This window comes from Burkholderia sp. SJZ089 (genome assembly GCF_007828315.1).
Taxonomy (GTDB): Bacteria; Pseudomonadota; Gammaproteobacteria; order Burkholderiales; family Burkholderiaceae; genus Burkholderia; species Burkholderia gladioli.
The window spans coordinates 69,736-96,475 of record NZ_VIUM01000023.1 but is presented as its reverse complement, the minus strand read 5'-3'; the positions used below and the strand labels follow the sequence as shown (position 1 = coordinate 96,475).

Here is a 26,740-nt window from a genome sequence, read left to right as displayed (position 1 = left end):
CCATTTCGCGTTTTGTAGGCAATCCGAAAGATTGTGTCCGTGAGCGCGGCGGATCGCGTTCCGGAGGCGCTGGATGCGCCAAATGAAACGGGCGCGGGCCTGATCGGCCCGCGCCCGTGTTTTCTTGCGGCGGCGCGACGCTATTGCGACAACCGGCTCAATACAGCGCCGCACTGAGCTTGCGGCGCCAGGCGGCCACCAGGTTCGGCTGGTCCGAGGCGAGCTCGAACACCGACACCATGGTCTTGCGGCCCACGTCGTCCTTGAAGCCGCGGTCGCGCTGCACGATCTCCAGCAACTGCACCAGCGCGCCCTCGTACTGGCGATGCGCGATCAGCATCTGCGCGAGGTCGAAGCGCGCCTCGAGATCGTTGGCGTCGGCGGCGATGCGCTGCTCCAGCGCGTCGGTCGGCGGCAGCTCGACGGCCGCATCGAGCGCGTCGAAGCGCGTCTTGATCGCGTGATAGCGCGGGTCGACGCCGTTGACGGTCTGCGGCGACAGGCGCGTGGCCTCGTCGCGCGCGGCCTCGATGCGGTTCACGGCCAGCAGCAGCTCGATCAGGTCGAGGCGGATATCGTCCTGGCCCGGATTGAGCGCGAGTGCGGCCTGCAGGTGGCGCACCGCGTCCTCGTAGCGCTCTTCCTCCAGGGCGATCTGCGCGGCGCGGCGCTCGGCTTCCTCGCCCGAGGGCAGCAGCCGGTCGATGAAGGCGCGCAACTGGCCTTCGGGCAGCACGCCGACGAACTGGTCGACGGCGCGGCCGTCGGCGAAGGCGATCACGTGCGGGATGCTGCGCGTCTGGAAATGCGCGGCCAGCTCCTGGTTATCGTCGACGTTGACCTTGACGAGCTTCCAGCGTCCCGCGTAATCGGCCTCGAGCCGTTCGAGCATCGGGCCCAGGGTCTTGCAGGGGCCGCACCAGGGCGCCCAGAAATCGACCAGAACCGGCGCGTCGAGCGATGCTTCGATGACGTCGCGTTCGAAAGTGGCGAGCGTGGTGTCCATGTGGTCCTCGTGAGTCGGAAATATCGCGTAGTTGGGGCCGAAGCCCGTTGTTTCAATGCGCCGCGCCGGCCGCTCAGCGCGGCTTGCGCTCGGGCAGCGGGATCCACTCGGTCTCGCCGGGCACGCTGCCCATGCGCTGCTCGGTCCAGGCCAGCTTGGCCGCCTCGATCGCCTCGCGCGTGCTGGCCACGAAGTTCCATTCGATGAAGCGCTCGCCGGCCAGCTTCGCGCCGCCGAGCAGCATCACGCGCGCCCCGTCGCGGCTGGCCAGCGTGACCGCCTGGCCCGGCGCCAGCACCGCCATCTGCTCGGCTTCGAGCGGCTGGCCGTCGATCGTCAGGTCGCCCTGGGCCAGGTAGACGGCGCGCTCCTCGTGCTCGGCGTCGAAGCCGAGCATGGTGCCGGCCGCGAATTCGGCCGCCACGTAGAGCGTGCGCGAGAAGGTGGTGACCGGCGAGCGCGCACCGAACGCGTCGCCGGCGATCACCGTCAGCGCCACGCCGTCGCGCGTGAGCTTCGGCAGGCTGGCCGCCGGGTGATGCTCGAACGAGGGCTCGGTGGTTTCGTGCTCGAGCGGCAGCGCCACCCAGGTCTGGATGCCGTGGATGGTCTGGCCGCGTTCGCGCACGTCCTCGGGTGTGCGCTCCGAGTGGACGATGCCGCGCCCGGCCGTCATCCAGTTCACGTCGCCGGGCACGATGGCCTGCAGCGAGCCGAGGCTGTCGCGATGCAGGATCGCGCCTTCGAACAGATAGGTGACGGTGGCCAGGCCGATATGCGGATGCGGGCGCACGTCCAGGCCGGTGCCGGGCGGCAGCTCGGCCGGGCCCATGTGGTCGAAGAAGATGAAGGGGCCGACGAGGCGCGCGGCCATCGCGGGCAGCACGCGCCGCACCTGGAGATTGCCGATGTCGCGGATATGCGGTTTCAGGACCGCTTTGATCGATTCGCTCATGTTCTTGATGGGGGGCGGACTTGGGGTGCGCCCATTGTATCGGGCTCGCGGGGGGCGCGCCTGTCGGCGGATGCCGGTAGACTGGCGCCCGTTGCTTGCGCGATCACGGAGGAAACGACGCAATGATGGCCTGGAAGGACCTGCTGCTGGCGCTGGTGGTGATCGTCGCCTGGGGCGTCAATTTCGTGGTGATCAAGCTCGGCCTGCACGGCGTGCCGCCGATGCTGCTCGGCGCGCTGCGCTTCACGCTGGCCGCCGTGCCGGCGGTGTTCCTCGTGCCGCGCCCGCGCATCCCCTGGCGCATGCTGCTGCTCTACGGCGCCACCATCCTGCTCGCGCAGTTCGTGTTCCTGTTTACCGCGATGCAGGTGGGCATGCCGGCCGGGCTGGCCTCGCTGGTGCTGCAGGCGCAGGCCTTCTTCACGCTCGGCTTCGCCCGGGTGTTCCTCGGCGAGCGCGTGCGCGCCTGGAACGTGCTCGGGCTGGCGATCGCCGCGGGCGGGCTGGCCGCGATCGCCGCGCAGGGCGGCGGCGCCATGACCACGGCCGGCTTCGCGCTGACCTTGTGCGCGGCCGCCGCCTGGGCGCTCGGCAATATCGTCACCAAGCGGATCGGGCCGGTCGAACTGGTGCCGCTGGTGGTGTGGGGCAGCGTGGTGCCGCCGCTGCCCTTTTTCGCGCTGTCGCTTGTCTTCGAGGGGCCGGCGCGCATCGAGGCCGCGCTGGCCTCGCTGTCGGGCGTCTCGGTGTTCGCGGTGGTCTACCTGGCCTTCGTCGCCACCCTGATCGGCTACGGCATCTGGGGACGACTGCTGTCGCGCTACCCGGCCGCCCAGGTCGCGCCGTTCTCGCTGCTGGTGCCGGTGGTCGGCATCGCCTCCTCGGCCTTCTTCCTCGGCGAGCAGATGAGCGCGGCCGAGTACCTGGGCGCCGCGCTGGTGATGGGCGGGCTGGTGGTCAACGTGTTCGGCGGGCGACTCGCGCGGCGCGGCACCTGAGGAACCCGGGGCGCCATGAAAAACGCCTCGCGCGAAGGCGAGGCGTGCGACGAGCCGAATGCCGGCGGCGAGGGTGGGCCGCCGCTCAGGCCATCCGGCTCTTCGCCAGCGGCGGATTGGCCGCGAAATAACGCTTGATGCCGCGGAAGATCGCGTCGGCCATCTGCTCGCGGTAGCTGTCGTCGTTGAGGCGCTTCTCTTCCTCGGGATTGCTGATGAAGGCGGTCTCCACCAGGATCGAGGGGATGTCGGGTGCCTTCAGCACCGCGAAGCCGGCCTGCTCGACCGAGCCCTTGTGCAGCTTGTTGATGCTGCCGACCTCGCGCAGCACGTAGTTGCCGTAGCGCAGCGAGTCGCGGATCTGGGCGGTGGTCGACATGTCGAACAGCGCGCGGTTGACCGACACGTCCTGCGTCTTCACGTTGATCCCGCCGATCGTGTCCGACGAGTTCTCCTTGTTCGCCATCCAGCGCGCGGCCGCGCTGGTGGCGCCGTGGTCGGACAGCGCGAACACCGAGGAGCCGTGCGCCTGCGGCGTGGTGAAGGCATCGGCGTGGATCGACACGAACAGGTCGGCGCCCACGCGTCGCGCCTTCTGCACGCGCACGTTCAGCGGTACGAAGAAATCGTTGTCGCGCGTCATCATCGCGCGCATGTTCGGCGCGCCGTCGATCTTGGCGCGCAGCTTCTTGGCGATGTCGAGCGCGACGTGCTTCTCGTAGGTGCCGCCGCCGCCGATCGCGCCCGGATCCTCGCCGCCGTGGCCTGGGTCGATCGCCACCGTCAGCAGGCGCACCGTGCCGTTCTTGCCGCCCTTCGGGGTGGTGAAGGCGTAGGTGTCGGGCGTGCTGTCGTCGTCATCTTCCTGCTGCTTGGCGATCACCGGCGGCGGCTTGACCGTCGGCTTCGGCGCGGCCGGTGTCGCGGGCGAACCAGGCGAGGCAGGCGAGCTCGGCGAATTCTGCGCGAAGCGCTGGAAGAACGCGTCGCTGTTGTCGCCGGCCGCGGGCGGCGGCGCGCCGGGGCCGTTCAGCGCGGCCTGCGGCGGCTGGGCCTGTTGGGCGCGCACCGCATCGTTGAGCTGCTGCTCCTTGCGCTCGGTCTGCGAGATCAGCTCGGACAGCGGGTCCGGCGCGACAGCCGGGTAGAGGTCGAACACCAGCCGGTAGCGATAGGTGCCCACCGGCGGCAGGGTGAACATCTGCGGCTTCACCGAGCCTTTCAGGTCGAACACCATGCGCACCACGTGCGGCTGGTACTGGCCGACGCGCACCGACTGGATCTGTGGATCGTTCGGCGCGATCTTCGAGACCAGGTCGCGCAGCGCCTGGTCGAGGTCGAGCCCGTCGAGGTCGACCACCAGCCGGTCGGGGCTCTGCAGCAGTTGCTGCGCGGCCTGCAGCGGCTGGTCCGATTCGATCGTCACGCGCGTGTAGTCGCGCGCGGGCCAGACCCGCACGCCGAGCACCGAGGAGGCCTGCGCCAGGCGCGGCGCGACCAGCCCCAGCACCAGCGTCGAGGCGCCCGCGCAGAGCACCTTGCGGCGGCGCCAGTTGTGAGTCGTGGTGGCGGCCGACTCGATCGACCGGAACGGTTTGATCAACATCTTTCGAGACATGCGTTTCCTGATGCGCTGTAGGCTCGCGCCACGAGGCGGCGGCCTTCGCCGTCGACATCGAGCGCGAACACGAGATCCGGCACGCCGAGCAGGGTGCCTGCCTGCTGCGGCCATTCGACGAGGCAGATCGCGCCGGCATTGAAATATTCGCGAAAGCCCGCGTCCGCCCATTCGGCCGGATCACTGAATCGGTAGAGATCGAAGTGATGCACCGCGAGTTCCCCATCGGCGCGTTCGAGCGCATACGGCTCGACCAGCGTGTAGGTGGGGCTCCTGACGCGCCCGGCATGGCCGAGGCCGCGCAGGATGGCGCGCACCAGGGTGGTCTTGCCGGCGCCGAGATCGCCGAGCAGCTGGATCTGCAACCCGTCGAAGGCGTTCGCGGCGAGGCGTTCGGCGCGCACCGCGTCGAGCGCCTGGGCGAAGCGCAACCCGAAGGCGGCCGTCGCGGCCTCGTCGGGGAGCGCGAACTGGCGCTCGGCGAGCGGGGTGGACGGGACGATCGCGTGGATCGGATGGCTGGGCTGCGCGGGCATTCTCGTAAAATAGCGCGATGAACCGTAAACCGGAACTCGCCATGATGGACGCGCCCTCGACGCAACGCGAGGGCGCTGCGCCGCGCCGCCTCGACGATGCGGCGCTGGATGCGCTGGTCGTGCGCATCAAGGCCTGGGGGCGCGAACTGGGTTTCGGGGCGATCGGCATCAGCGATACCGATCTCTCGGATGCCGAAGCGGGGCTCGCCGCCTGGCTGGAAGCCGGTTGCCACGGCGAAATGGATTATATGGCCAAACACGGCATGAAACGCGCGCGCCCGGCCGAACTTGTGGCCGGTACGCTACGCGTGATCTCGGCGCGCCTGGCCTATCTGCCGGCCGAAACGGCCGCCGCCGACGCGGCCTCGGCGGGGGGCGGCTGGCGCGCACGGGAGCTGGCGCGGCTGGAGGATCCGGCCGCCGCCGTGGTGTCGGTCTACGCGCGCGGCCGCGATTATCACAAGGTGCTGCGCAATCGGCTGCAGACCCTGGCCGAGCGCATCGAGGCCGAGATCGGCCCGTTCGGCTATCGCGTGTTCACCGATTCGGCGCCGGTGCTCGAGGTCGAGCTGGCGCAGAAGGCCGGCACCGGCTGGCGCGGCAAGCACACGCTGCTGCTGCAGCGCGATGCCGGCTCGCTGTTTTTCCTCGGCGAGATCTTCGTCGACCTGCCCTTGCCGACCGATGCCGAAACCAGCCCCGCGACGGCGCCCGAAACGCCCGGCTCGCATTGCGGCAGTTGCACGCGCTGCATCGATGCCTGCCCGACCGGCGCGATCGTCGAGCCGTATCGCGTCGATGCGCGGCGCTGCATTTCCTACCTGACGATCGAACTGAAAGGCAGTATTCCGGAATCGCTGCGCCCGCTGATCGGCAATCGCGTGTATGGCTGCGACGACTGCCAGCTCGTCTGCCCCTGGAACAAGTTCGCGCAGCCGGCGCCGGTGGCCGATTTCGACGTGCGCCACGGGCTCGGCAGCGCCTCGCTGGTGGACCTGTTCGGCTGGAGCGCCGAGCAGTTCGACCAGCGCATGCAGGGCAGCGCGATCCGCCGCATCGGCCACGAGCGCTGGCTGCGCAATCTCGCGGTGGGCCTGGGCAATGCGCTGCGCGCGCCGCGCGAGCGGCTCGGCGACGAGACGCGCGAGGCCATCGTCGCGGCGCTCGCCGCGCGCGCCGACGATGCGTCCGAGCTGGTGCGCGAGCATGTCGAATGGGCGCTGCAGGCTGCCTGAAGGGCGCGCTGCCGGGATTCGTCATGGCGGCGTAAAGTGGCGCCTGGGGTACCTGGGGCCTGGAAAGAGAAATCGAGCGTGACGGTCGCGCGGCCCGGGCCACCGCCGTATCGAAGGAGCGAAGCATGTTCAACGCCGTGATCGACGCGCCGTTCGGCAAGATCGGCATCCGCACCGAGGCGGGCAGGGTGCGCGAGATCGTCTACGTGCCCGAGTCGGTGCGCAGCATCGATCCCGACAATGCGCTGGCGCTGCGCGTCGCGCGGCAGATCGATCGTTATCTCGACCGCGCCTCGGCGCGCTTCAAGCTGCCGCTGGCCGAAGTCGGCTCGGCGTTCCAGCAGCGCGTCTGGCAGGCGATCAGCGAAGTGCCGCCGGGCACCGTGGCGACCTATGGCCAGATCGCCAGGCGCATCGGCAGCGCGCCGCGCGCGGTCGGGCAGGCTTGCGGCGCGAATTGGTTCCCGCTGGTGATTCCCTGCCATCGCGTGGTCGCCTCGGGCGGCATCGGCGGTTTCGCGAACCAGGACGAGGATGGTTGTTACCTGAAGATCAAGCGCTGGCTGCTGGCGCATGAAGGGATTCGTTACTGATGGTGCGCAAGATGGGGAAGGTGGCCGGCGTCGATGCCGATGGCGAGGCAATCGCGAGCGAGACGGCGCCTGCGTCGGATGCGGCCGCGGCGGCGAATCCGACTGAAGTGAAAGCGCGCCGTGGTGAGGCGGGGGCTCCCGCTGGCGCCGCGCGCAAGCCGCGCCGGGCTGCCGACGCGGCCGCGCGGGGCGCCGGCCGAAGCACCGGCCGCAAGCCGGGCCGCCCGCCCGGCAGCGGCGGCAAGGGCGACGGCGCGCTCGGCGAGCCACTGGCCGGCACGCCCGAGCGCGAGGCCAGCCGCCAGGCGATCGACCTGTTCTGCGACGCGCTGTGGCTCGAGCATGGCCTGTCGAAGAACACGCTCGATGCCTACCGGCGCGACCTGACGCTGTTCGCGCAGTGGCTCGCGCAGACGCACGAGGCGAGCCTCGATGTCGTCTCCGAGCCGATCCTGACGGCCTACATCGCGGCGCGCAGCGATGGCAAGGCCACCTCCTCGAACCGGCGTTTGTCGGTCTTCCGGCGCTATTACGGCTGGGCGCTGCGCGAGCATCGCGCGGCCGCCGATCCGACGCTGCGCGTGCTGTCGGCCAAGCAGGCGCCGCGTTTTCCCTCGACGCTCTCGGAAGGCCAGGTCGAGGCGCTGCTCGGTGCGCCCGACGTCGAGACGGCACTGGGGCTGCGCGATCGCACCATGCTCGAGCTGATGTACGCGAGCGGGCTGCGGGTGAGCGAACTGGTCACGCTGAAGACGGTCGAGGTCGGTCTCAACGACGGCGTGGTGCGCGTGATGGGCAAGGGCTCGAAGGAGCGGCTGGTGCCGTTCGGCGAGGTCGCGCACGGCTGGATCGAGCGCTACCTGCGCGAGGCGCGACCCGCGCTGCTCGGCGCGCGCGCCTCGGACGCGCTGTTCGTGACCGCGCGCGGCGAGGGCATGACGCGCCAGCAGTTCTGGAACATCATCAAGCGCCACGCGCTGCGCGCCGAGATCCGCGCGCATCTCTCGCCGCACACGCTGCGGCACGCCTTCGCCACGCACCTGCTCAATCACGGCGCGGACCTGCGCGTGGTGCAGATGCTGCTCGGTCACAGCGATATCTCGACCACTCAGATCTACACGCACGTCGCGCGCGAACGCCTGCGCTCGCTGCATGCCCAGCACCATCCGCGCGGCTGAGATGTGCCGAAGGGCGGTGCGCCGTTTCGGCGGCGCGTGCTTCCGCATCCCGCCCTGCCGGTCGCCAGTCTCCCCGGGCTTCGATCCGCCCCGTTCAGTCCTTCAGTCTTTATAGGCCGCGTGCTCGCGCAGCCGGTGCTTGAGCACCTTGCCGGTCGAGGCGGCCGGCAGCGCCTCGACGGCGACGATGCGCGCGGGCCGCTTGTAGGGCGCGAGCCTGGCCGCGCACCAGGCGTCGAGCTCGTCGGCGGCGAGCGCGGCGCCCGGTGTCAGCTCGACGAAGGCGAGCACCTCCTCGTTGCCGGGCACCGCCCGACCGATCACGGCCGACTGCACCACGGCCGGATGCGCGTTCAGCACATGCTCGACCTCGGCCGGATAGACGTTGAAGCCGGAGCGGATGATCAGCTCCTTGCTGCGGCCGGCGATGCTCAGCGCGCCGTCAGCGGCGGCCCGTGCCAGGTCGCCGGTGCGCAGCCAGCCCTCGGTCGTGATGGCCGCGCGCGTGGCCTCGGGGTTGCGGTAATAGCCGAGCATCACGTTCGGCCCGCGCACCATGATCTCGCCGACCTCGCCGGGCGGCACCGGCTTCAGCTCGGGATCGACCAGCCGCACCTCGATGCCGGGAATCGGCATGCCCACCGAGCAATCCCCGCGCGGTGCCTCCAGCAGCGTCTGCGCGACGGTCGGGCTGCTTTCGGTCATGCCATAGCCGTTGTGCAGCGGCAGCCCGTAGACGCGCTCGACCCGCGCCTTCAGGTCCGCGTCGAGCGGCGAGCCGCCCGAATAGACGAAGCGCAGTTGCGGGGCCTGCCAGGCGTGGCCGTGAGCCTGCAGGTGATCGAGCAGCTTCGCGTGCATCGCCGGCACGCCCTGGAAGATGGTCACGCGCTCGTCGGCCAGCGCGCGGCGCACCGCCTCGGGCACGAAGCGCGGCGCCAGGCGCAGGGTCGCGCCGGCGCACAGGCTGCCCAGGCAGACCGAGGCCAGCCCGTAGACGTGCGAGACCGGCAGCACCGTATAGACCACGTCGCTCGCGCTCACCCGCCGCAGCGTGCTGGAGACGGCCGCGACGAACAGCAGGTTGCGATGCGACAGCATCACGCCCTTGGGCGTGCCGGTGGTGCCGGTGGTGTAGATCAGCGCCGCGCATTGCCGCGCGCCTTCGGTGTCCACCGCCTCGGCGTGGGTGCCGGGATCGAGCGCCACCGCCCAGGTGCCGATGTCGGGCTCGCCGGCGGCGGCCGGCAGGGCGCGGTGGCGCGCAGCGTGGGCGGCCGCGTCGGGCGAGGTGGCGGTGACGAAGGCGATCGCGCGCGGCCGCGCGTGCGCGGCGATCGCATCGAGCTCGGCCGCCGACAGCCGCGCATTGGCGAGCAGCGCCCAGGCGTCGAGCGTGGCGGCGGCGAACAGCAGCACGATCTGCGCGATGCTGTTCTCGGCGACGATCATCACGCGATCGCCGCCGCGCACGCCGAGCGCGCGCAGTTGCGCGGCGCTCGCGTCGATGGCCGTCACCAGCTCGGCGTAGCTGAGCCGGCGCGCGTCCTCGACCAGCGCCGGGTGCTCGGGCGTGTGCGCGGCGATGCGGCGCGGCAGCTCGGCGATGCGCGCGGGCAGGGCGGCGAGCAGCGCCTCGATGTCGAGCTGGGCGGGGAGCGGCGGGGGCGGGGACGACTGGGAAGCGGGCAGAGAAACGGGCAGAGAAGCGGGCATCGTGGCTCCGGAAACAGGCCGGGTCGCAGGGCCTTGCTGAAGATGTTCAATAAGGTGTCGATCCTGCCACGCGTACCGGGGCGGGGCAATCTGCCGAACGGACAATAGTGCTTCGCGGCGCTCGCAATTAAAATGCGCCCATGAGCAAATCCCGACATGTCTCCGAAACCCCCGCCACGCAATGGCTGCGCCGCCAGGGCGTGGCCTTCGGCGAGCACACCTACGACTACGTCGAGCACGGCGGCACGGGCGAATCGGCGCGCCAGCTCGGCGTGGACGAGCACGCGGTGGTCAAGACCCTGGTGATGGAGGACGAGCAGGCCAGGCCGCTGGTGATCCTGATGCACGGCGATCGCACCGTCTCCACCAAGAACCTGGCGCGGCAGATCGGCGCCAAGCGCGTCGAGCCCTGCAAGCCCGAGGTCGCGAACCGTCATTCGGGCTACCTGGTGGGCGGCACCTCGCCGTTCGGCACCAAAAAAGCGATGCCCGTCTACGTCGAGTCGAGCGTGCTCGAGCTGCCCTCGATCCTCATCAACGGCGGCAAGCGCGGCTACCTGCTGAGCCTCGCGCCGGCGGTGCTGACCGACGTACTCGGCGCGAAACCGGTGCAGTGCGCCAGCGTCGATTGAGGGTTTCACCCGGAACCGGGGCCGGCCCGCTTCGGTAGAATGGGCGCCGCGCGGCGCCGGGCTGGCCCGGCGGCGGCGCCCCGTTCACTTCTTCGTCGAAACAATCGAACCTCCCCATGCAGATTCTGATCGCTACCATCGCTGCCTACCTGATCGGCTCGGTGTCGTTCGCCGTCGTCGTCAGCGCCTTGATGGGCCTCGCCGATCCGCGTTCCTACGGCTCGAAGAACCCTGGCGCCACCAACGTGCTGCGCAGCGGCAACAAGAAGGCCGCGATCCTGACCCTGCTCGGCGACGCCTTCAAGGGCTGGCTGGCGGTCTGGCTGGTGCGGCACTTCGCGATCGGCGGCGAGATCGGCGTGGCGCTGGCCGCGATCGCGGTGTTCCTCGGCCACCTCTACCCGATCTTCTTTCGCTTCCAGGGCGGCAAGGGCGTGGCCACGGCCGCCGGCGTGCTGCTGGCGATCTCGCCGGCGCTCGGCGTCGCCACCCTGCTGAGCTGGCTGGTGATCGCGTTCTGCTTCCGCTATTCCTCGTTCGCGGCCCTGGTGGCAGCCGTGTTCGCGCCGATCTTCGACGTCTGGCTGTTCGGCACGCGCGACAATCCGGTCGCCTGGGCCGTGCTGGCCATGAGCCTGCTGCTGATCTGGCGCCATCGCGCCAATATCTCGAAGCTGCTGAAGGGCCAGGAAAGCCGGATCGGCGACAAGAAGAAGCCGGCCGAGCCGTCGAGCGGCGCCTGATACGGCCATGCCCATGAAAAACGGCGCGCGGCGGCGGGGGATGCCCGTGCCGCGCGCCGTCGGTCTTGCCGGCGGATCGGGTTCGATCAGTCGCGGAAGTTGTTGAAGTCCAGCGGCGTGTCGGCGACTTCCTTGCGAAGCAGCGCGATCACGCTCTGCAGGTCGTCGCGCTTGGTGCCCGACACACGCACCGCATCGCCCTGGATGCTGGCCTGCACCTTGATCTTGCTGTCCTTGACGGTGCGCACCACGCGCTTGGCCAGGTCGCCCGTCACGCCCTTCTTGATCGTGACGACCTGCTTGAGCTTGTCGCCGCCGATCTTGTCGACCTTGCCGTAGTCGAGGAAACGCACGTCGACATTGCGCTTGGCCATCTTGCCGATCAGCACGTCCTTGACCTGGCCGAGCTTGAAATCGTCGTCGGCGAACAGGGTCAGCTCCTGTTCCTTGTGCTCGACGCGCGCGTCGGAGCCCTTGAAGTCGAAGCGCGTCGAAATTTCCTTGTTCGACTGCTCGACGGCATTCTTCACTTCGATCATGTTCGCTTCGGAAACGACGTCGAACGATGGCATGCTGTTCTCCCTGTAAAACATGTGGGCCGCGCAATGCGTGCGCGGCCACTCGCTATAATTGCGGACCGACCGCCATTTTACCGATGCCCCCGCGTTTTGCCCAAGGCCGCCGCTCACGTCGGCGCGACCCGCGAACGCCGCGCCCCCTGCCGCCGATGTCCGATTCCGCTTCCACTTCCGCCGCCGTTCCGCCGCTTCCGTCCGCTCCCGCCTTGGAGGCGGCCGGCGCGCCGGTGCTGCTGCCCGATTACCCGCTGCGCGAGCACAACAGCTTCGGTTTTGCCGTGCGCGCGCGCTGGGCGGCGCGCGTCGACACGCCGGCCGGCTTCGCCGCCGCTGCGCGCGACCCGCGCGCAGCCGGCCTGCCGGTGCTGGTGCTCGGCGGCGGCAGCAACGTGGTGTTCACGGGCGACGTCGACGCGCTGGTGCTGATCAACGGCGTGCGCGGCCGCGCGCTGCTGCGCGAGGACGACGAGGCATGGTACGTGGAAGCCGGCGGCGGCGAGAACTGGCATGAGTTCGTGGCCTGGACCCTCGATGCCGGCATGCCGGGGCTCGAGAATCTCGCGCTGATCCCGGGCACGGTGGGCGCCGCGCCGATCCAGAACATCGGCGCCTACGGCATCGAGATGCGCGAACGCTTCGCATCGCTGAAGGCGGTCGAGCTGGCTACCGGCGAGATCGTCGAATTCGATGCCGCGGCCTGCGCGTTCGGCTATCGCGACAGCGTGTTCAAGCAGGCCGCGCGGGACCGCTTCGCGATCGTCTCGGTCACGTTCCGGCTGCCCAAGCGATGGACGCCGCGCTGCAACTACGCCGATGTCTCGCGCGAATTCGCCGCGCGCGGCATCGCGCCGGCCGAGGCGACACCGCGCGACGTGTTCGACGCGGTGGTGGCGATCCGGCGCGCCAAGCTGCCGGACCCGGCCGTGCTCGGCAATGCCGGCAGTTTCTTCAAGAATCCCGTGATCGAGGCCGGGCAGTTCGCGGCACTCCAGCATCGCGAACCGGAGCTGGTCTCGTATCCGCAGCCGGACGGGCGCGTCAAGCTGGCGGCGGGCTGGCTGATCGACCGCTGCGGCTGGAAGGGCCGCGCGCTCGGCGCGGCGGCCGTGCATGATCGCCAGGCGCTGGTGCTGGTCAATCGCGGCGGCGCTACCGGCGCCGAGATCCTGGCGCTGGCGCGCGCGATCCAGGCCGACGTGCGCGCGCGTTTCGGCGTCGAGCTCGAAGCCGAGCCGGTCGCGATCTGAGCGCGCCTGGCGCCGGTCGCGCCGGCGATTCACCCCGCAAGGCACATGAAAAAGCCCCGCGTCGCGGGGCTTTTCGCTTGCTGCGCCGGCCGGGCCGGGCTCAGTGGTTGAGCTTGCCGAGCAGCAGGAATTCCATCAGCGCCTTCTGCACGTGCAGGCGGTTCTCCGCCTCGTCCCAGACCACGCTCTGCGGGCCGTCGATCACGCCGGCCGTCACTTCCTCGCCGCGATGGGCGGGCAGGCAGTGCATGAACAGCGCGTCGGGATTGGCGAAGCCCATCATTTCCTCGTCCACGCACCAGTCGGCGAAGGCCTGCTTGCGCACTTCGTTCTCGGCCTCGAAGCCCATGCTGGTCCACACGTCGGTGGTGACCAGGTCGGCGCCGCGGCAGGCCTCGTTCGGATCGGCGCAGATCTCGTAGGCCGAGGCGCTGTCCGCGTCGACCAGCTTCATGTCGAGCGCGTAACCGGGCGGCGTGGACAGGCGCAGCTTGAAGCCGAGGATCTTGGCCGCCTCGATCCAGGTGTAGAGCATGTTGTTCGCATCGCCCACCCAGGCCACGGTCTTGCCGCGGATCGGGCCGCGGTGCTCGTAGTAGGTGAAGATGTCGGCCAGCACCTGGCAGGGATGGTATTCGTTGGTCAGGCCGTTGATCACCGGCACGCGCGAGTTGTCGGCGAAGCGCTGGATGATGTCCTGCTCGAAGGTGCGGATCATGATGATGTCGACCATCCGCGAGATCACCTGCGCCGAATCCTCGACCGGCTCGCCGCGCCCGAGTTGCGTGTCGCGCGTGCTCATGAACACCGCGTGGCCGCCGAGCTGGAAGATGCCGGCCTCGAACGAGAGCCGCGTGCGCGTCGAGTTCTTCTCGAAGATCATCGCCAGCGTGCGGTCGTGCAGCGGGTGGTAGGTCTCGTAGTTCTTGAATTTGCGCTTCAGGATACCCGTGCGTTCGAGCACGTACTCGTAGTCTTCCAGCGAGAAATCCTTGAACTGCAGGTAGTGACGAATGGTTTTGGCGGTCATGAAACGAAACGCGGCGGGAGGCAGCCGGCACGCCGTGCCGGACGGCGCCCGCCGTCGGGAGGTGGTAATCCAGCCCAGCATAAAGGATTTTCCCGGCTTTGACGAGCCGCGCCGGCGGGGCCGGATGTGCCCGTGCAGGGCTTGGTCGACGCGCTGCACGGGCGCCGGAGCGCGCCCGGCAGGGGCGCCCGGCCGAGCGGAACATGGCGAGAAGCGGGACGAGAAGCGGAACGAGACGCGAGAGGAGAAGCCGGGCGGAATCCGGCACGGGAAGGCGCGCTCGTGGCGCCGCTGGATGCGGCGCTGCGGTATAATTCCGCGGTTTTCCGAAGTCCGGCGGATCACGCTGCCGGGTACGGGCGGCGCCCGCGCGCAAGCGTGTGGAGGCGTGCGCCGGCGCGTTCGCGGCGATCATCGGGCGGGCAGCGTGGGCGGCACGGCATCCCGCAGCCGGCATGCGCGGCCGAGCCCCGTTTCCGCCGCGGCAGCGTCCGGCCGTCGGCCCATCCCCTGGGACCCTTCATGGCAGAAACACCCCCGACCGAATTCTTCATTCAAGGCATCACGAAAGAAGGGAAGACGTTTCGCCCCAGCGACTGGTCGGAACGGCTTGCCGGCGTGATGGCCCAGTTCGGACCGGGCGCCAGCGGGCGCAATGCCTATATGAAATATTCGCTGTACGTGCGCCCGACCATCGTCGGCGGCGTCAAATGTGTGATCGTCGACGCGCGCCTGCGCGAGCTCGAGCCGATGGCCTTCGATTTCGTGATGAACTTCGCGCGCGACAACGAGCTGGTCGTCACCGAGGCTTGCGAACTGCAGCTCGGCAAGCACGACAAGGCCTGAATGCCGGCGGCGGGCGCTCGTGCTGCCCGTTCCCCGCGCGGCGCCTCTTTTTCCTTGATTCCCCGATTCGACTTCCGGCGGCTTGCTTGCCTCATCGGCCGCGGGTTCCGGCATGACGCATGACCGGCACGGTGGCGCGAAAACCGTAAACGACAAAAAACCCGCCAAGGCGGGTTTTTCGTGATCGGCAGGAAACAGGGGCCCGCGAAATTCGCGGGCGCACCGGATTTACTGCGCGGCGGCCTGCAGGCCCTTGACCGCTGCCGACAGGCGGCTCTTGTGGCGAGCAGCCTTGTTCTTGTGAACGATCTTCTTGTCGGCGATCGTGTCGATCGTCTTGGTGGCGGCCTTGTACAGCTCGGCTGCCTTGGCTTGATCGCCGGCGTCGATCGCCTTGCGAACGGCCTTGATGGCGGTACGGAATTTCGAGCGCAGCGCCGAGTTGTGCGAGTTAGCCTTCGCTGCCTGGCGGGCGCGCTTGCGTGCTTGTGCGGAGTTAGCCATGACGGTTCCTTATCCTGTCCTGTTTCCAGAGCTTGGAGCCTGACGGCCAAGCGCTGCTTTTCGATCCGACCCTCGAGAGCGATTGCCCGGGGCCCAAAAAACATAGGTTTCACCGAGGCCGGCAACGTGCTCGATGATCACCGCAGCGCGAATGCAGACTCAGAAACGGGCGATTATAGCAACAAAATCAAGGCGAAGACAAGCTCGGCGAACGATGGCGTCGCCTCGCCGGCACGCTGCCGCGGCGGCGGCTTTTTCCGCCGCGAGGGGCGGAACCCAACGGGCCTTCCGTATAATAAGCGCCCCATGAATCTATTCCGAGCCCTGCTGACGGTCAGCGGCTTCACGCTCTTGTCGCGCGTGACCGGTCTGGCCCGTGAGACGCTGATCGCGCGAGCGTTCGGCGCCAGCCAATATACCGACGCCTTCTACGTCGCGTTCCGCATCCCGAACCTGCTGCGCCGGCTGTCGGCCGAGGGCGCGTTCTCGCAGGCCTTCGTGCCGATCCTCGCCGAGTTCAAGAACCAGAAGGGGCACGACGCGACCAAGGCGCTGGTCGACGCGATGTCCACCGTGCTGGCCTGGGCGCTGGCGCTGCTGTCGCTGGCCGGGGTGGCCGGCGCGGCCTGGGTGGTCTACGCGGTGGCCTCGGGGCTGCGCGCCGACGGCCAGGCCTTCCCGCTGGCGGTGACGATGACGCGGATCATGTTCCCGTACATCATCTTCATCTCGCTGACCACGCTGGCCTCGGGCGTGCTCAACACCTACAAGAACTTCTCGCTGCCGGCCTTCGCGCCGGTGCTGCTGAACGTTTCCTTCATCGGCGCGGCGGCCTTCGTGGCGCCGCACCTGAAGATGCCGGTCTACGCGCTGGCCTGGGCCGTGATCGTCGGCGGCCTGCTGCAGTTCATGGTGCAGTGGCCGGGCCTGAAGCGCATCGACATGGTGCCGCGCATCGGCCTGAACCCCTGGCGCGCGCTGGCCCACCCGGGCGTCAAGCGCGTGCTGGCCAAGATGGTGCCGGCCACCTTCGCGGTCTCGGTGGCCCAGCTCTCGCTGATCATCAACACCAATATCGCCTCGCGGCTCGGGCAGGGCGCGGTGTCCTGGATCAACTATGCCGACCGCCTGATGGAGTTCCCGACCGCGCTGCTCGGCGTGGCGCTCGGCACCATCCTGCTGCCGAGCCTGTCGAAGGCGCACGTCGATGCCGATGCGACCGAGTACTCGGCGCTGCTCGACTGGGGCCTGCGCGTGACCTTCCTGCTCGCCGCGCCCAGCGCGCTGGGCCTGCTGGTATTCGCCGAGCCGCTCACCGCCACGCTGTTCAACTACGGCAAGTTCGACGCGCACACGGTGGAGATGGTGGCGCGGGCGCTGGCCGCCTACGGCATCGGCCTGGTCGGCATCATCCTGATCAAGATCCTCGCGCCGGGCTTCTACGCCAAGCAGGACATCAAGACGCCGGTGAAGATCGCGATCGTGGTGCTGATCGTCACCCAGTTGTCGAACTACGTGTTCGTGCCGATCCTCGGCCATGCGGGCCTGACGCTGAGCATCGGCGTGGGCGCCTCGCTCAATTCGCTGCTGCTGTTCATCGGGCTGCGCCGGCGCGGCATCTACCAGCCCTCGCCGGGCTGGCCGCGCTTCTTCCTGCAACTGCTCGGCGCCTCGCTGGTGCTGGCCGGCGTGATGCACTGGTTCGCGATCAGCTTCGACTGGACCGGGTTGCGCGCCGAGCCGCTGGCGCGCATCGCGCTGACGGCCGCGAGCCTGATCCTGTTCGCCGCACTATATTTCGGTATGTTGTGGCTGATGGGCTTCAAGTACGCGTATTTCCGCCGCCGCGCCAAATGACGAACACCATGACCCGAGTACTCGATTTCTTCAGCACCCTGGTGGCCGAGGACGACAGCCTGCCGCTGACCGAGGCCGCGCTCTCGCTCGCGCAGGATGCCTACCCGGACCTCGACATGCAGGCCGTGCTGTCCGAGCTGGACGCGCTGGTGCTGCGCTTTCGCCGGCGCGCGCGCACCGGCACGAGCGATCGCGACAAGGTCGACGCGCTCAACGACTTCTTCTTCCGCGAGCTCGGCTTCGCCTGCAACCACAACGATTATTACGATCCCGACAACAGCTACCTGAACATGGTGGCCAAGCGCCGCCGCGGGATCCCGATCTCGCTGGCGGTGATCTACCTGGAGCTGGCCGGGCAGATCGGGCTGTCAGTGCGCGGCGTGTCGTTCCCCGGCCATTTCCTGCTGCGCGCGAGCCTGCCCGACGGCGACGCGATGATCGATCCGACCACCGGCCGTTCGCTGTCCGAATCGGACCTGGTGGAGATGCTGGAGCCCTACGTCGCCCATCCCGAGCAGACCATGGCCAGCACGCTGCGCGCGCTGCTGCAGCCGGCCACCAGCCGCGAGGTGCTGGCCCGCATGCTCAACAACCTGAAGGCGATCTACCTGCAGACCGAGCGCTGGCAGCGCCTGCTGGCGGTCCAGCAGCGGCTGGTGGTGCTGCTGCCGGGCCAGCTCGACGAGGTGCGCGACCGCGGTTTCGCCTACGCACGGCTCGACTACCTGCGTCCCGCGCTGGAGGATCTCGAGATGTATCTCGACGAATGTCCGGAGGCGGTCGACGCGACCATCGTCGAGGCGCAACTGAGCGAGCTGCGCCAGCGCATGCGGCGCGGCGACGAGGACTGAGACAGGGCCGGGCAGAACCGAGCCGTCGCCGGGGCCCGCATCATGAACGACGCCCGCGATTCCCTCATCGGGAATCGCGGGCGTCGTCGCATCGGGCGGGCAGGCCGCGTGCTTACTTCGGCTGCATCCGGATCGCGCCGTCGAGGCGGATCACCTCGCCGTTGAGCATGGTGTTCTCGAGGATCTGGCGCGCCAGCATCGCGTATTCCTCGGGCTTGCCCAGGCGCGGCGGGAACGGCACCATCGCGCCGAGCGCGTCCTGCACCTCCTGCGGCATGCCGAGCAGCATCGGCGTCTCGAAGATGCCGGGTGCGATCGTCATCACGCGGATCGCGTTGCGCGACAGGTCGCGCGCCAGCGGCAGCGTCATGCCGGCCACGCCGGCCTTCGAGGCGGCGTAGGCGGCCTGGCCGATCTGGCCGTCGAAGGCGGCCACCGAGGCGGTATTGATGATCACGCCGCGCTCGCCCGAGGCGGCCGGCGCATTGGCCGACATCGCCGCGGCCGCCAGGCGCACCATGTTGAAGGTGCCGACCAGGTTGATCGAGACCACCTTGGCGAACAGGTCCAGCGCGTGCGGGCCGTCCTTGCCGACCGTCTTCGCGGCCGGCGCGATGCCCGCGCAATTGATCAGGCCGCGCAGCGTGCCGAGCCCGGTGGCCGCTTCCACGGCGGCCTTGGCGTCGTCCTCGCGCGTCACGTCGCAGGCCGTGAACAGGCCGCCCAGCTCGCGGGCCAGCGCCTCGCCGGCCTCGCGGTTCAGGTCGGCCAGCACCACCTTGGCGCCCGCGCCGGCCAGCATGCGCGCGGTGCCCGCGCCCAGCCCCGAGGCGCCGCCGGTGATCAGAAACACGTTGTCGCGTAGTTCCATCCTTGCTCCCGTTGGTTTGTTATTGGCGATCCCGGTCGATTGTACGGAAGGCGGCGCGACGGCGGCGTGAAGCGAACGATCGTGCGTTTCTCGGTCACGGGACGAAAAAAAGCCGCCCGGCGAGGGGCGGCCCTTGACGCTCGCGCGTGGCGCGGCGTGCTTACTTCAGCGCGTCGAAGGCACGCTGGCGGATTTCGTCAACGCTGCCCAGGCCCGAGATCTTGCGATAGGCCGGCGCCTGCAGGCCGTTTTCCTCGCCGCGCTCGGCCCAGTCGCCGTAATAGCTGATCAGCGGCTTGGTCTGCGCTTCATACACGTCCAGGCGCTTCTTGACGGTTTCTTCCTTGTCGTCGTCGCGCTGGATCAGCGGCTCGCCCGTCACGTCGTCCTTGCCCTCGACCTTCGGAGGATTGAAGCGCACGTGGTAGATGCGGCCCGAGGCCGGGTGGGTGCGACGACCGCTGATGCGCTCGATGATCTCGGAGAAGGGCACGTCGATCTCGAGCACGTAGTCGATCGCCACGCCGGCGTCCTTCATGGCGTCGGCCTGGGCGATGGTGCGCGGGAAGCCGTCGAACAGATAGCCGTTCTGGCAGTCGGCTTCCTTCAGGCGCTCCTTGACCAGCCCGATGATCAGCGAATCCGGCACGAGCTTGCCTTCGTCCATGTAGCCCTTCGCCTCGACGCCGAGCGGCGTGCCGGCCTTCACGGCCGCGCGCAGCATGTCGCCGGTCGAGATCTGCGGGATCCCGAACTTTTCCTTGATGAAGGTGGCCTGGGTGCCCTTGCCGGCGCCGGGAGCGCCCAACAGGATCAAACGCATGGTGATATCTCCAAGTTTCGTGAATGTGTGGCGCGAGGGGATCACATCGGCGCGCGGCCCGCGGGTCGGCTGCGAACGACAGGCTCCGGCCGGTCTGACGGCGGCGCCGGCGGCGGGGCCGGCGCGGCTGCCGGCGGGGGAGCGGGCGAGCGCGACTCAACGTGGGCGGCGCCTGAGGGCTCGCACAGTCGTCCGATTATGCCATGGCTTATTTTTCGGTCGACCGAAAAAGGGCCTGCACGCGAGCCAGATCGGCGGGGGTATCGACGCCCGGTGCCGGGGCTGATTTTGTGACGAGCACGGCGATTCGCTCGCCGTGCCACATCGCGCGTAGCTGTTCGAGCTGCTCGGCCTGCTCGATCGGCGCCTGCGCGAGGCCCGGGTAGCTGCGCAGGAAACGCGCGCGATAGGCATACAGCCCGATGTGCCGATAGGCCGGGAAGGCCGGCCCGGGCATGGTTTCGACGGCCGGCCAGTGCGCCTGCCAGGCATCGCGCGACCAGGGGATCGGCGCGCGCGAGAAATACAGCGCGACGCTTTTCGCGTCGAGCGCGACCTTCACCACGTTCGGATTGAACACTTCCTTCGGATCATGGATCGGATGCGCGGCAGTTGCGATTGCACAATCCGGGTGCGTTGCAAGGTGCGACGCTACGTCGCGGACGAGCGTCGGGTCAATCAGGGGCTCGTCACCCTGCACGTTGACCACGATCGTGTCGTCGGGCAGCGCCAGCGCGGTGGCCACCTCCGCCAGGCGATCGGTGCCCGAGGGATGGTCGGCGCGCGTGAGCAGGGCCTCGAAACCGGCCGCCTGCGCGGCCTCGAGCACGCTGGGCGCATCGGAAGCCACCAGCACGCGGGCCGCGCCGGCCTCGCGCGCGCGCTCGGCCACGCGCACCACCATCGGCTTGCCGCCGATATCGGCGAGCGGCTTGTTGGGCAGGCGTGTGGAGGCGAGGCGGGCCGGCACGACGGCGATGAAGGGCGACGGAGTGGTCATCGATGGGATCGGGAGCGAACGGGTTCGAAAGCGCCGCGCCCGCCACGGGGGCGGGCGCGAGCGGGGCACCTGGCCGGTGTTCGGCCGGCGCCTCAGTGCGTGGCGGCGGGGCCGGCAGGGTCGACGGGCGTGCCCTCGACGGTCTGTCGCGCTTCGTCGACCAGCATCACGGGGATGCCGTCGCGAATCGGATAGGCCAGCTTGTCGGCATGACAGATCAATTCCTGCGCGGCGCGGTCATGCTGGAGCGGGCCCTTGCAGATCGGGCACACGATGATTTCAAGCAGGCGAGCGTCCACGGAGTTTCTCCACAACGAGAGCGATAAGGCGGGGATCGAGCGCGGCCTCGACAGGGACGACCCAGAGTCGGGCATCGCGCCAGGAAGCGCCCAATTTTACTGCATCCTTCTCGGTGATCAGGATCACCTCGGCATCGTCGTGCGCGAAGGGGTTCTCGGCGTAGGCGTAATGGTCGGGCAGGGCCCGCGTGGCGGGGGCCAGGCCCGCCGCGCGCAGGGTCGCGAAGAAGCGCTCGGGCGCGCCGATGCCGGCCGCGGCCAGCACCCGCTCGCCGGCGAACTGGGCCAGCGGGCGGCGTCGCGAGGGCTCGTCGAGATGCCAGGCGTCGCCGGGCGCGAGCCGCAGCGCGTAGGTGTTCGGCCAGGGCGGCAGCGCGCGGCTGTAGGGATCGTTGACCAGGGTGGCGTCGCGCCGACGCGACAGCGGCTCGCGCAAGGGGCCGGCCGGCAGCAGGAAGCCGTTGCCGCCGAGCCGGTGGTCGAACACCACCAGCTCGACGCGGCGCGCCATCCGGTAGTGCTGCAGGCCGTCGTCGCTGACCACCACGTCTACCTCGGGATGCGCGGCGGCCAGCGCGCGGACCGCCGCCACCCGGTCCGGGCAGACCACCACCGGCGCCTGGGTGCGGCGCGCGATCAGCAGCGGTTCATCGCCGGCGCGCGAGGCCGGCGAATCGGGCGCGACCTCGGTCGGCTCGCGGATCTCGGCGCCGTAGCCGCGCGACACCACGCCGGGATGGAAGCCGTTGGCGCGCAGCGCCTCGACCAGGGCGATCACGGTCGGCGTCTTGCCGGTGCCGCCCACCGTCACGTTGCCGACCACCACCACCGGCAGGCCGGTGTCGACGATCGGCTTCCAGCCGGCCGCGAAGGCCAGGCGGCGCAGCGCGGCGATGCCGCCGAACACGGCGGCCAGCGGCGTCAACGCCCAGGCCAGCGGGCCGCGCCGTTGCCATTCGCGCGCCAGCGTGGCCTCCAGGCGCGCGCCCAGGTCGCCGCGGCTCATCGGGCGGTGGCGCCGGCGCGGCGCGAGCACGGAGCCATGACGGACGGACGAACTGCCGACGCGGCGGACCGTGGCGAAGCGTGAGCGGACGAAGCGGTCAACGAGGTTCTCCGGTGGGGCGAGGCAGGCGCGCGCCCGAACGGCCGACCAGGCGGCTCGGGCGTGCTCCGAAAGGCGGCACTCTAGCGCGGTGTCGCCGCGCGCGGCAAGTCGCCCAGCCCTGTGGACGGATCGACGCGGCTGTGGATAAGTCTGTGAAAAACTGGCCTCGCGATCGGCGCAAAGGCCCGCACGGCGGCCTTCCGATCGGCCTCCTGTCACAATATGTCACAAATAAAGCAAGCAAAATCAAGGACTTGACGGATTTCTTAAGGGTTTTTGAGAGCTTTGTTGCGTCTCTGTCCCTGATCCGGCGCGGATGTGGACACTTCGTCTGGCCGCGCGCCATGCCGGTCGCGAGGCTTGCCGGGGCGGCGCGGCGACGCTATCGTGTGCCCGCTCCCTCATCCTCCTCACGCAATGCAATCCGATCCCTACCTGCCTGGCCCCGGCGGCGCGAACGCCGGCGACGGCGTGATCCCCGTCTCCGCGCTGAACCGCGCGATCGGCTCGATGCTCGAGCGCGCCTTCCCGCTGTGCTGGGTATCGGGCGAAGTGTCGAATTTCACGCGCGCCGCGAGCGGCCACTGGTACTTCTCGATCAAGGACAAGGACGCGCAGATGCGCTGCGTGATGTTCCGCGGCCGGGCCCAGCACGCGCCGTTCACGCCGCGCGAGGGCGACCGCATCGAAGTGCGCGCGCTGGTCACCATGTACGAGCCGCGCGGCGAGGTGCAACTGAGCGTCGAGGCGGTGCGGCGCACCGGGCAGGGCAAGCTGTTCGAGGCCTTCCTGCGCCTGAAGGCCGAGCTCGAGGCCGAGGGCCTGTTCGCGGCCGAGCGCAAGCGCGCGCTGCCGGCTTTCCCGCGCGCCATCGGCATCGTCACCTCGCTGCAGGCGGCCGCCTTGCGCGACGTGCTGAGCACGCTGGCGCGGCGCGCCCCGCACCTGCCGGTGATCGTCTACCCGGCGCCGGTGCAGGGCGCCGGCGCGGCCGAGAAGCTGACCGCGATGGTGCAGACGGCGAATGCGCGCCGCGAGGTGGACGTGCTGATCGTGTGCCGCGGCGGCGGCTCGATCGAGGATCTCTGGTCCTTCAACGACGAGGCGCTGGCGCGCGCGATCGCCGCCAGCGAGCTGCCGGTGGTCAGCGGCGTGGGCCACGAGACCGATTTCACCATTGCCGATTTCGCCGCCGACCTGCGCGCGCCGACGCCGACCGGCGCGGCCGAACTGGTCAGCCCCCAGCGCGCGCTGCTGCTGCGCGAGCTGGGCGAGCGCCAGGCCGAGCTGCGCCGCGGCCTGCGGCGCGGGCTCGAGGCGCGCGCCCAGCAGCTCGACTGGCTGGCGCGCCGGCTGGTCAGTCCGGCCGAGCGCCTGGCGCGCCAGCGCACCCATCTGCAGCAGCTCGCGGTGCGGCTGGCCTCGGCCGGCGCGCGGCCGGTGCGCGATGCGCGCGCGCGTTTCGCGCTGGTGATGCTGCGCTGGCAGCGCACGCGGCCCGACGTGGCGGCCGCGCGCCTGTCGGTGACGGGTTGGTCGCAGCGGCTGGGCGTGGCACTGCGCCATCGCCACGAGCGCGCCGCCGCGCGCGTGGCGGGCTGCGCGGCGCGGCTCGAGGTGCTGAGCCCGCAACGCACGCTGGAACGCGGTTACGCCGCGCTGATCGACACCCAGACCGGCCGCGCGGTGCGCGCGCCCGGCGCGCTGAAACCGCAGCGCCGCCTGACCGTGCACCTGGCCGAGGGCAGCGCCGACGTCTCGCTGGCCGACGTGCAGCCGCGCCTGGACGAGAACTTCTGAGTCTCGGCGCGACGGCTCGCGACATGCCGCATTCACGGGACCGATTCATGCTCGTCTCCATCATGCAGCGAGCGTGATACCGGATATCGGGAAACTGTCGAACCCGGGCGCCGATCTTGCGTCTCGCCGTTATCGCACCATCCCTGCCGGTCGGACGGAGGCGGGCGATTTCGAATACCCGCGAGTTTGCGGGGTTATTCGGTCTCGCCTACAATCGGACGCTCTGCAGGCCCTAGTCCCCCACATACTTCAAAGGAATCGCCATGGCTCATACGCTCCCGCCGCTGCCGTACGCTGAAGACGCGCTCGCTCCGCACATCTCGGCAGAGACGATCCAGTTCCACTACGGCAAGCACCACCAGACCTATGTGACGAACCTGAACAACCTGATCCCGGGCACCGAGTTCGAGAACCTCTCGCTCGAGGAGATCGTGAAGAAGTCGTCGGGCGGTATTTTCAACAACGCCGCGCAAATCTGGAATCACACCTTCTTCTGGAACAGCCTCTCGCCGCAGGGCGGCGGTGCGCCGACCGGCGCGCTGGGCGACGCGATCAACGCCAAGTGGGGTTCGTTCGACGCCTTCAAGGAAGCCTTCACGAAGACGGCCGTGGGCACCTTCGGTTCGGGCTGGGCCTGGCTGGTGAAGAAGGCCGACGGCTCGCTCGACCTGGTCTCGACCAGCAACGCCGCCACGCCGCTGACGACCGACGCCAAGCCGCTGCTGACGATCGACGTGTGGGAACACGCCTACTACATCGACTACCGCAACGCACGTCCGAAGTTCGTCGAAGCGTTCTGGAACATCGTGAACTGGGACTTCGCCGCGAAGAACTTCGCGTAAGTCACGGCAGGTTCCGTTCGATTCGAAAGCCCTCCTCGCGAGGGCTTTTTCATTTTCAAGCCGCCGGCTGCGCTACCAGGCCTGCGGGCCGTATTCGTCGAAGAACCGCCCGGTGGGGCCATCCTCGTCGAGCGTCGCGAGCCGCACCGCGGGCGTGGCCCCCTGCTCGACCGTGCGAGGGCCCGCGTGATCGTTGAGGTCGGTGGCCACGTAGCCCGGGTCCGCCGAGTTCACCTTGATGCCGAACTCGCGCAAGGCATTGGCGAGCGAGACCGTCACGCCGTTGAGCGCGGCTTTCGAGCTGTTGTATCCGAGGTGGTTGAAGCCGCTGTAGCGACCGGTGAAATCGGACGTGAGGGTGAGCGAGCCGAGCCCGCTGCTGACGTTCACGACGCGCGCGCAACGCGCGGCCTTCAGCAGGCCCAGGAACGCCTGGGTCACCCGCACCGCGCCGAACACGTTGACCTGGTAGGTCGACAGCATTTGCGTCGCCGATTCCTTCAGCGCATGGGCCCGCGGCCCCAGGATGCCGGCGTTGTTGACCAGCGCGTCGAGATGGTCGGTCTGCCCGGCCAGGGCGCGCGCCGCCCGGGCTACGCTCTCGTCGTCCGCCACGTCGATCTCGAGCAGGTGCACATCCATGCCGGCTTGCTTCAATTCCTGCACGGCTTGTTCTCCTCGCTGCGCGTCGCGGCATCCCATCCAGACGGTGTAGCCGCGTCCTGCCAGTTGCCGGACGATTTCTCGTCCGATGCCCTTGTTCGCGCCGGTCACGAGGGCGGTGTGTCGATCGTGCATGAGGGGACCTCCTTGGGAAAGTGCTCCCATGCTAGGAGGACGACCCGCGCGGCACGCCTCCGATCCTGTCAATGACTTGCCCGATTCTCTCAATCGCCCGGTGCCGAGCTTGTGGGGGTGAGGGTGGCGAACCATACTCGCTGCATGGAACGATATCTATCCGAATTGCGCGAGGGGCTGCTGCGCCACGCGCAGGGACGCCGGACCGACACGGCCATCGCGCGCGTGTCGCTGTCGCGCGGACAGGCCGCCACGGGCCCGCTGGCGGGGCTGTACGAACCGATGCTTTGCCTGGTCGTGCAGGGCGCGAAGCGCGTGATCGTCGGCGACCGGGTGCTGGACTACGATCCGGGCAATTGTTTCGTGACGGCGGTGGAGGTGCCCGCCACGGGCCGCATCGTCGAGGCCAGCCGGCAGCGGCCTTACCTGGCGATCGGCCTTGTTTTCGAGCCGGCGATCGTCACCGAGCTGCTTGCGCACCTGCCAGACGCGCGCGACGGGGACGCGGGCGCTAGTTTTGCCGTCGAGCCGGTCTCGGCGGCCTTGCTCGATGCCTGGGTCCGCATGATCCGCCTGCTCGACCATCCCGCCGAGATTCCGGCCCTGGCGCCGCTGATCGAGCGGGAAATCCTGTTCCGTCTGCTGCAGGGGCCGCATGCGCGCGTGCTGCGCCAGATCGCGCGCGCGGATGGCCGGTTGTACCGGATCCGGCGCGCCGTCGCCCGCATTCGCACGCGCTACGACCAGCCCTTGCGTATCGAGGAACTGGCGGAGCTGGCCGGCATGAGCCTGGCGACCTTTCATCGGCACTTCAAGGCGGTGACGACCTTGGCGCCGCTGCAATACCAGAAGATCGTCCGGCTGCAGCAGGCGCGCCGGCTGCTGATGATCGAGAACCGCGCCGTCACCGAGGCGGCCTTCGCGGTCGGTTATGAAAGCGCCTCGCAGTTCTCGCGGGAATACGCCCGACAATTCGGCGCGTCGCCGGCTCAGGACGTGGCTCGGCTGCGCTCGGCCGCCGCCGTGTTCGACGAGGCCGCGGCCGGCCCGTGACGCTCGCCGGCGGGCGAGCATGT

General features: G+C 69.4%; 27 protein-coding genes. 13 read left to right on the top strand and 14 right to left on the bottom strand.

All coding sequences use genetic code 11. From position 1 onward, the window contains the following. Positions 1 to 157 precede the first annotated feature (157 nt). Both trxA and FB600_RS31985 read right to left on the bottom strand, forming a co-directional pair. Positions 158 to 1,006, bottom strand: coding sequence for a thioredoxin (gene trxA, locus FB600_RS31990; RefSeq protein ID WP_096750299.1), 849 nt, complete (start codon positions 1,004 to 1,006; stop codon positions 158 to 160). 73 nt (positions 1,007 to 1,079) lie between these two features. Then, positions 1,080 to 1,961 (bottom strand): pirin family protein, encoded by an 882-nt coding sequence (locus FB600_RS31985; RefSeq protein WP_025101704.1) that lies wholly within the window; start codon positions 1,959 to 1,961, stop codon positions 1,080 to 1,082. Between the two features lie 125 nt (positions 1,962 to 2,086). On the opposite strand from FB600_RS31985, the gene FB600_RS31980 reads away from it, so the two are divergent. Next, a complete protein-coding gene (locus FB600_RS31980; protein ID WP_172878662.1) occupies positions 2,087 to 2,959 on the top strand; it encodes an EamA family transporter in 873 nt (290 codons plus the stop codon). An 85-nt stretch (positions 2,960 to 3,044) separates the two neighbouring features. Here the strand turns inward: FB600_RS31980 and FB600_RS31975 are convergent, their stop codons facing one another. Together FB600_RS31975 and tsaE are read right to left on the bottom strand one after the other, a co-directional pair. Beyond that, entirely contained in the window at positions 3,045 to 4,577 is a 1,533-nt protein-coding gene (locus FB600_RS31975) for an N-acetylmuramoyl-L-alanine amidase (RefSeq protein WP_145757959.1), read from the bottom strand. Further along, on the bottom strand, positions 4,559 to 5,113 hold the full coding sequence (tsaE, locus tag FB600_RS31970) for a tRNA (adenosine(37)-N6)-threonylcarbamoyltransferase complex ATPase subunit type 1 TsaE (RefSeq protein WP_145757960.1): 555 nt from the start codon (positions 5,111 to 5,113) through the stop codon (positions 4,559 to 4,561). Before tsaE ends, FB600_RS31975 begins: the two co-directional genes overlap by 19 nt. Before the next feature lie 17 nt (positions 5,114 to 5,130). Between tsaE and queG the strand changes: the two genes are divergently transcribed. The 3 genes from queG to xerD all read left to right on the top strand — a co-directional run bounded on the left by queG (position 5,131) and on the right by xerD (position 8,119). Beyond that, positions 5,131 to 6,348, top strand: coding sequence for a tRNA epoxyqueuosine(34) reductase QueG (queG, locus tag FB600_RS31965; protein ID WP_047836093.1), 1,218 nt, complete (start codon positions 5,131 to 5,133; stop codon positions 6,346 to 6,348). A gap of 125 nt (positions 6,349 to 6,473) precedes the next feature. After that, positions 6,474 to 6,941: a methylated-DNA--[protein]-cysteine S-methyltransferase gene (locus FB600_RS31960; RefSeq protein WP_096750302.1), complete on the top strand. Its 468-nt coding sequence runs from the start codon at positions 6,474 to 6,476 to the stop codon at positions 6,939 to 6,941. Continuing rightward, positions 6,941 to 8,119, top strand: a complete 1,179-nt coding sequence (gene xerD / locus FB600_RS31955) for a site-specific tyrosine recombinase XerD (protein ID WP_373421834.1) — start codon at positions 6,941 to 6,943, stop codon at positions 8,117 to 8,119. The genes FB600_RS31960 and xerD overlap by 1 nt, the downstream gene beginning before the upstream one ends. Before the next feature lie 102 nt (positions 8,120 to 8,221). Here the strand turns inward: xerD and FB600_RS31950 are convergent, their stop codons facing one another. Then, a complete protein-coding gene (locus FB600_RS31950; protein WP_227742914.1) occupies positions 8,222 to 9,835 on the bottom strand; it encodes a class I adenylate-forming enzyme family protein in 1,614 nt (537 codons plus the stop codon). Positions 9,836 to 9,975: 140 nt separating this feature from the next. Between FB600_RS31950 and ybaK the strand changes: the two genes are divergently transcribed. Together ybaK and plsY are read left to right on the top strand one after the other, a co-directional pair. After that, the gene (gene ybaK / locus FB600_RS31945; RefSeq protein WP_017920651.1) at positions 9,976 to 10,467 is read left to right on the top strand and encodes a Cys-tRNA(Pro) deacylase; all 492 of its coding nucleotides are present in this window, start codon (positions 9,976 to 9,978) and stop codon (positions 10,465 to 10,467) included. 116 nt (positions 10,468 to 10,583) lie between these two features. Next, the gene (gene plsY / locus FB600_RS31940; RefSeq protein WP_098153653.1) at positions 10,584 to 11,210 is read left to right on the top strand and encodes a glycerol-3-phosphate 1-O-acyltransferase PlsY; all 627 of its coding nucleotides are present in this window, start codon (positions 10,584 to 10,586) and stop codon (positions 11,208 to 11,210) included. Positions 11,211 to 11,296: 86 nt separating this feature from the next. Here plsY and FB600_RS31935 read toward each other — a convergent pair whose 3' ends face one another. After that, positions 11,297 to 11,782, bottom strand: coding sequence for a YajQ family cyclic di-GMP-binding protein (locus FB600_RS31935; protein ID WP_025098212.1), 486 nt, complete (start codon positions 11,780 to 11,782; stop codon positions 11,297 to 11,299). A 155-nt stretch (positions 11,783 to 11,937) separates the two neighbouring features. Here FB600_RS31935 and murB point away from each other — a divergent pair, with 155 nt between their 5' ends. Further along, positions 11,938 to 13,035 (top strand): UDP-N-acetylmuramate dehydrogenase, encoded by a 1,098-nt coding sequence (gene murB, locus FB600_RS31930; protein ID WP_233630547.1) that lies wholly within the window; start codon positions 11,938 to 11,940, stop codon positions 13,033 to 13,035. Between the two features lie 100 nt (positions 13,036 to 13,135). Here the strand turns inward: murB and argF are convergent, their stop codons facing one another. After that, positions 13,136 to 14,065, bottom strand: a complete 930-nt coding sequence (gene argF / locus FB600_RS31925; protein ID WP_025098210.1) for an ornithine carbamoyltransferase — start codon at positions 14,063 to 14,065, stop codon at positions 13,136 to 13,138. Between the two features lie 522 nt (positions 14,066 to 14,587). On the opposite strand from argF, the gene FB600_RS31920 reads away from it, so the two are divergent. Next, a complete protein-coding gene (locus FB600_RS31920) occupies positions 14,588 to 14,911 on the top strand; it encodes a DUF3579 domain-containing protein (protein ID WP_096750305.1) in 324 nt (107 codons plus the stop codon). A 228-nt stretch (positions 14,912 to 15,139) separates the two neighbouring features. On the opposite strand, the gene rpsT is transcribed toward FB600_RS31920, so the two are convergent. Beyond that, positions 15,140 to 15,415 (bottom strand): 30S ribosomal protein S20, encoded by a 276-nt coding sequence (gene rpsT / locus FB600_RS31915; protein WP_013699183.1) that lies wholly within the window; start codon positions 15,413 to 15,415, stop codon positions 15,140 to 15,142. A gap of 126 nt (positions 15,416 to 15,541) precedes the next feature. On the opposite strand from rpsT, the gene murJ reads away from it, so the two are divergent. Both murJ and FB600_RS31905 read left to right on the top strand, forming a co-directional pair. Beyond that, positions 15,542 to 17,272: a murein biosynthesis integral membrane protein MurJ gene (gene murJ, locus FB600_RS31910; protein WP_373421835.1), complete on the top strand. Its 1,731-nt coding sequence runs from the start codon at positions 15,542 to 15,544 to the stop codon at positions 17,270 to 17,272. An 8-nt stretch (positions 17,273 to 17,280) separates the two neighbouring features. Continuing rightward, the gene (locus FB600_RS31905) at positions 17,281 to 18,123 is read left to right on the top strand and encodes a SirB1 family protein (protein ID WP_145757961.1); all 843 of its coding nucleotides are present in this window, start codon (positions 17,281 to 17,283) and stop codon (positions 18,121 to 18,123) included. A 112-nt stretch (positions 18,124 to 18,235) separates the two neighbouring features. Here the strand turns inward: FB600_RS31905 and FB600_RS31900 are convergent, their stop codons facing one another. The 5 genes from FB600_RS31900 to lpxK form a co-directional block, all read right to left on the bottom strand. Then, the gene (locus FB600_RS31900) at positions 18,236 to 18,994 is read right to left on the bottom strand and encodes an SDR family NAD(P)-dependent oxidoreductase (RefSeq protein WP_096750306.1); all 759 of its coding nucleotides are present in this window, start codon (positions 18,992 to 18,994) and stop codon (positions 18,236 to 18,238) included. Between the two features lie 160 nt (positions 18,995 to 19,154). Then, positions 19,155 to 19,817 (bottom strand): adenylate kinase, encoded by a 663-nt coding sequence (adk, locus tag FB600_RS31895; RefSeq protein WP_096750307.1) that lies wholly within the window; start codon positions 19,815 to 19,817, stop codon positions 19,155 to 19,157. Between the two features lie 208 nt (positions 19,818 to 20,025). Beyond that, positions 20,026 to 20,817 (bottom strand): 3-deoxy-manno-octulosonate cytidylyltransferase, encoded by a 792-nt coding sequence (gene kdsB, locus FB600_RS31890; protein ID WP_098153656.1) that lies wholly within the window; start codon positions 20,815 to 20,817, stop codon positions 20,026 to 20,028. 92 nt (positions 20,818 to 20,909) lie between these two features. Next, complete coding sequence (locus tag FB600_RS31885) at positions 20,910 to 21,116, bottom strand: Trm112 family protein (RefSeq protein ID WP_013699177.1); 207 nt, start codon at positions 21,114 to 21,116, stop codon at positions 20,910 to 20,912. After that, complete coding sequence (lpxK, locus tag FB600_RS31880; protein ID WP_145757962.1) at positions 21,097 to 22,122, bottom strand: tetraacyldisaccharide 4'-kinase; 1,026 nt, start codon at positions 22,120 to 22,122, stop codon at positions 21,097 to 21,099. Before lpxK ends, FB600_RS31885 begins: the two co-directional genes overlap by 20 nt. Positions 22,123 to 22,641: 519 nt before the next feature. Between lpxK and xseA the strand changes: the two genes are divergently transcribed. Both xseA and sodB read left to right on the top strand, forming a co-directional pair. Then, a complete protein-coding gene (gene xseA, locus FB600_RS31875; protein WP_096750308.1) occupies positions 22,642 to 24,024 on the top strand; it encodes an exodeoxyribonuclease VII large subunit in 1,383 nt (460 codons plus the stop codon). Between the two features lie 263 nt (positions 24,025 to 24,287). After that, complete coding sequence (sodB, locus tag FB600_RS31870) at positions 24,288 to 24,866, top strand: superoxide dismutase [Fe] (RefSeq protein ID WP_013699174.1); 579 nt, start codon at positions 24,288 to 24,290, stop codon at positions 24,864 to 24,866. 72 nt (positions 24,867 to 24,938) lie between these two features. Here sodB and FB600_RS31865 read toward each other — a convergent pair whose 3' ends face one another. Next, complete coding sequence (locus FB600_RS31865) at positions 24,939 to 25,664, bottom strand: SDR family oxidoreductase (RefSeq protein ID WP_096750309.1); 726 nt, start codon at positions 25,662 to 25,664, stop codon at positions 24,939 to 24,941. A 144-nt stretch (positions 25,665 to 25,808) separates the two neighbouring features. On the opposite strand from FB600_RS31865, the gene FB600_RS31860 reads away from it, so the two are divergent. Then, entirely contained in the window at positions 25,809 to 26,717 is a 909-nt protein-coding gene (locus FB600_RS31860; RefSeq protein WP_046577388.1) for an AraC family transcriptional regulator, read from the top strand. Positions 26,718 to 26,740: the final 23 nt, after the last annotated feature.

Coding starts and splice junctions, on each gene's coding strand:
- trxA (WP_096750299.1), bottom strand. CDS start 1,006: ATGGACACCACGCTCGCCACTTTCGAACGCGACGTCATCGAAGCATCG.
- FB600_RS31985 (WP_025101704.1), bottom strand. CDS start 1,961: ATGAGCGAATCGATCAAAGCGGTCCTGAAACCGCATATCCGCGACATC.
- FB600_RS31980 (WP_172878662.1), top strand. CDS start 2,087: ATGGCCTGGAAGGACCTGCTGCTGGCGCTGGTGGTGATCGTCGCCTGG.
- FB600_RS31975 (WP_145757959.1), bottom strand. CDS start 4,577: ATGTCTCGAAAGATGTTGATCAAACCGTTCCGGTCGATCGAGTCGGCC.
- tsaE (WP_145757960.1), bottom strand. CDS start 5,113: ATGCCCGCGCAGCCCAGCCATCCGATCCACGCGATCGTCCCGTCCACC.
- queG (WP_047836093.1), top strand. CDS start 5,131: ATGAACCGTAAACCGGAACTCGCCATGATGGACGCGCCCTCGACGCAA.
- FB600_RS31960 (WP_096750302.1), top strand. CDS start 6,474: ATGTTCAACGCCGTGATCGACGCGCCGTTCGGCAAGATCGGCATCCGC.
- xerD (WP_373421834.1), top strand. CDS start 6,941: ATGGTGCGCAAGATGGGGAAGGTGGCCGGCGTCGATGCCGATGGCGAG.
- FB600_RS31950 (WP_227742914.1), bottom strand. CDS start 9,835: ATGCCCGCTTCTCTGCCCGTTTCTCTGCCCGCTTCCCAGTCGTCCCCG.
- ybaK (WP_017920651.1), top strand. CDS start 9,976: ATGAGCAAATCCCGACATGTCTCCGAAACCCCCGCCACGCAATGGCTG.
- plsY (WP_098153653.1), top strand. CDS start 10,584: ATGCAGATTCTGATCGCTACCATCGCTGCCTACCTGATCGGCTCGGTG.
- FB600_RS31935 (WP_025098212.1), bottom strand. CDS start 11,782: ATGCCATCGTTCGACGTCGTTTCCGAAGCGAACATGATCGAAGTGAAG.
- murB (WP_233630547.1), top strand. CDS start 11,938: ATGTCCGATTCCGCTTCCACTTCCGCCGCCGTTCCGCCGCTTCCGTCC.
- argF (WP_025098210.1), bottom strand. CDS start 14,065: ATGACCGCCAAAACCATTCGTCACTACCTGCAGTTCAAGGATTTCTCG.
- FB600_RS31920 (WP_096750305.1), top strand. CDS start 14,588: ATGGCAGAAACACCCCCGACCGAATTCTTCATTCAAGGCATCACGAAA.
- rpsT (WP_013699183.1), bottom strand. CDS start 15,415: ATGGCTAACTCCGCACAAGCACGCAAGCGCGCCCGCCAGGCAGCGAAG.
- FB600_RS31905 (WP_145757961.1), top strand. CDS start 17,281: ATGACCCGAGTACTCGATTTCTTCAGCACCCTGGTGGCCGAGGACGAC.
- FB600_RS31900 (WP_096750306.1), bottom strand. CDS start 18,994: ATGGAACTACGCGACAACGTGTTTCTGATCACCGGCGGCGCCTCGGGG.
- adk (WP_096750307.1), bottom strand. CDS start 19,817: ATGCGTTTGATCCTGTTGGGCGCTCCCGGCGCCGGCAAGGGCACCCAG.
- kdsB (WP_098153656.1), bottom strand. CDS start 20,817: ATGACCACTCCGTCGCCCTTCATCGCCGTCGTGCCGGCCCGCCTCGCC.
- lpxK (WP_145757962.1), bottom strand. CDS start 22,122: ATGAGCCGCGGCGACCTGGGCGCGCGCCTGGAGGCCACGCTGGCGCGC.
- xseA (WP_096750308.1), top strand. CDS start 22,642: ATGCAATCCGATCCCTACCTGCCTGGCCCCGGCGGCGCGAACGCCGGC.
- sodB (WP_013699174.1), top strand. CDS start 24,288: ATGGCTCATACGCTCCCGCCGCTGCCGTACGCTGAAGACGCGCTCGCT.
- FB600_RS31865 (WP_096750309.1), bottom strand. CDS start 25,664: ATGCACGATCGACACACCGCCCTCGTGACCGGCGCGAACAAGGGCATC.
- FB600_RS31860 (WP_046577388.1), top strand. CDS start 25,809: ATGGAACGATATCTATCCGAATTGCGCGAGGGGCTGCTGCGCCACGCG.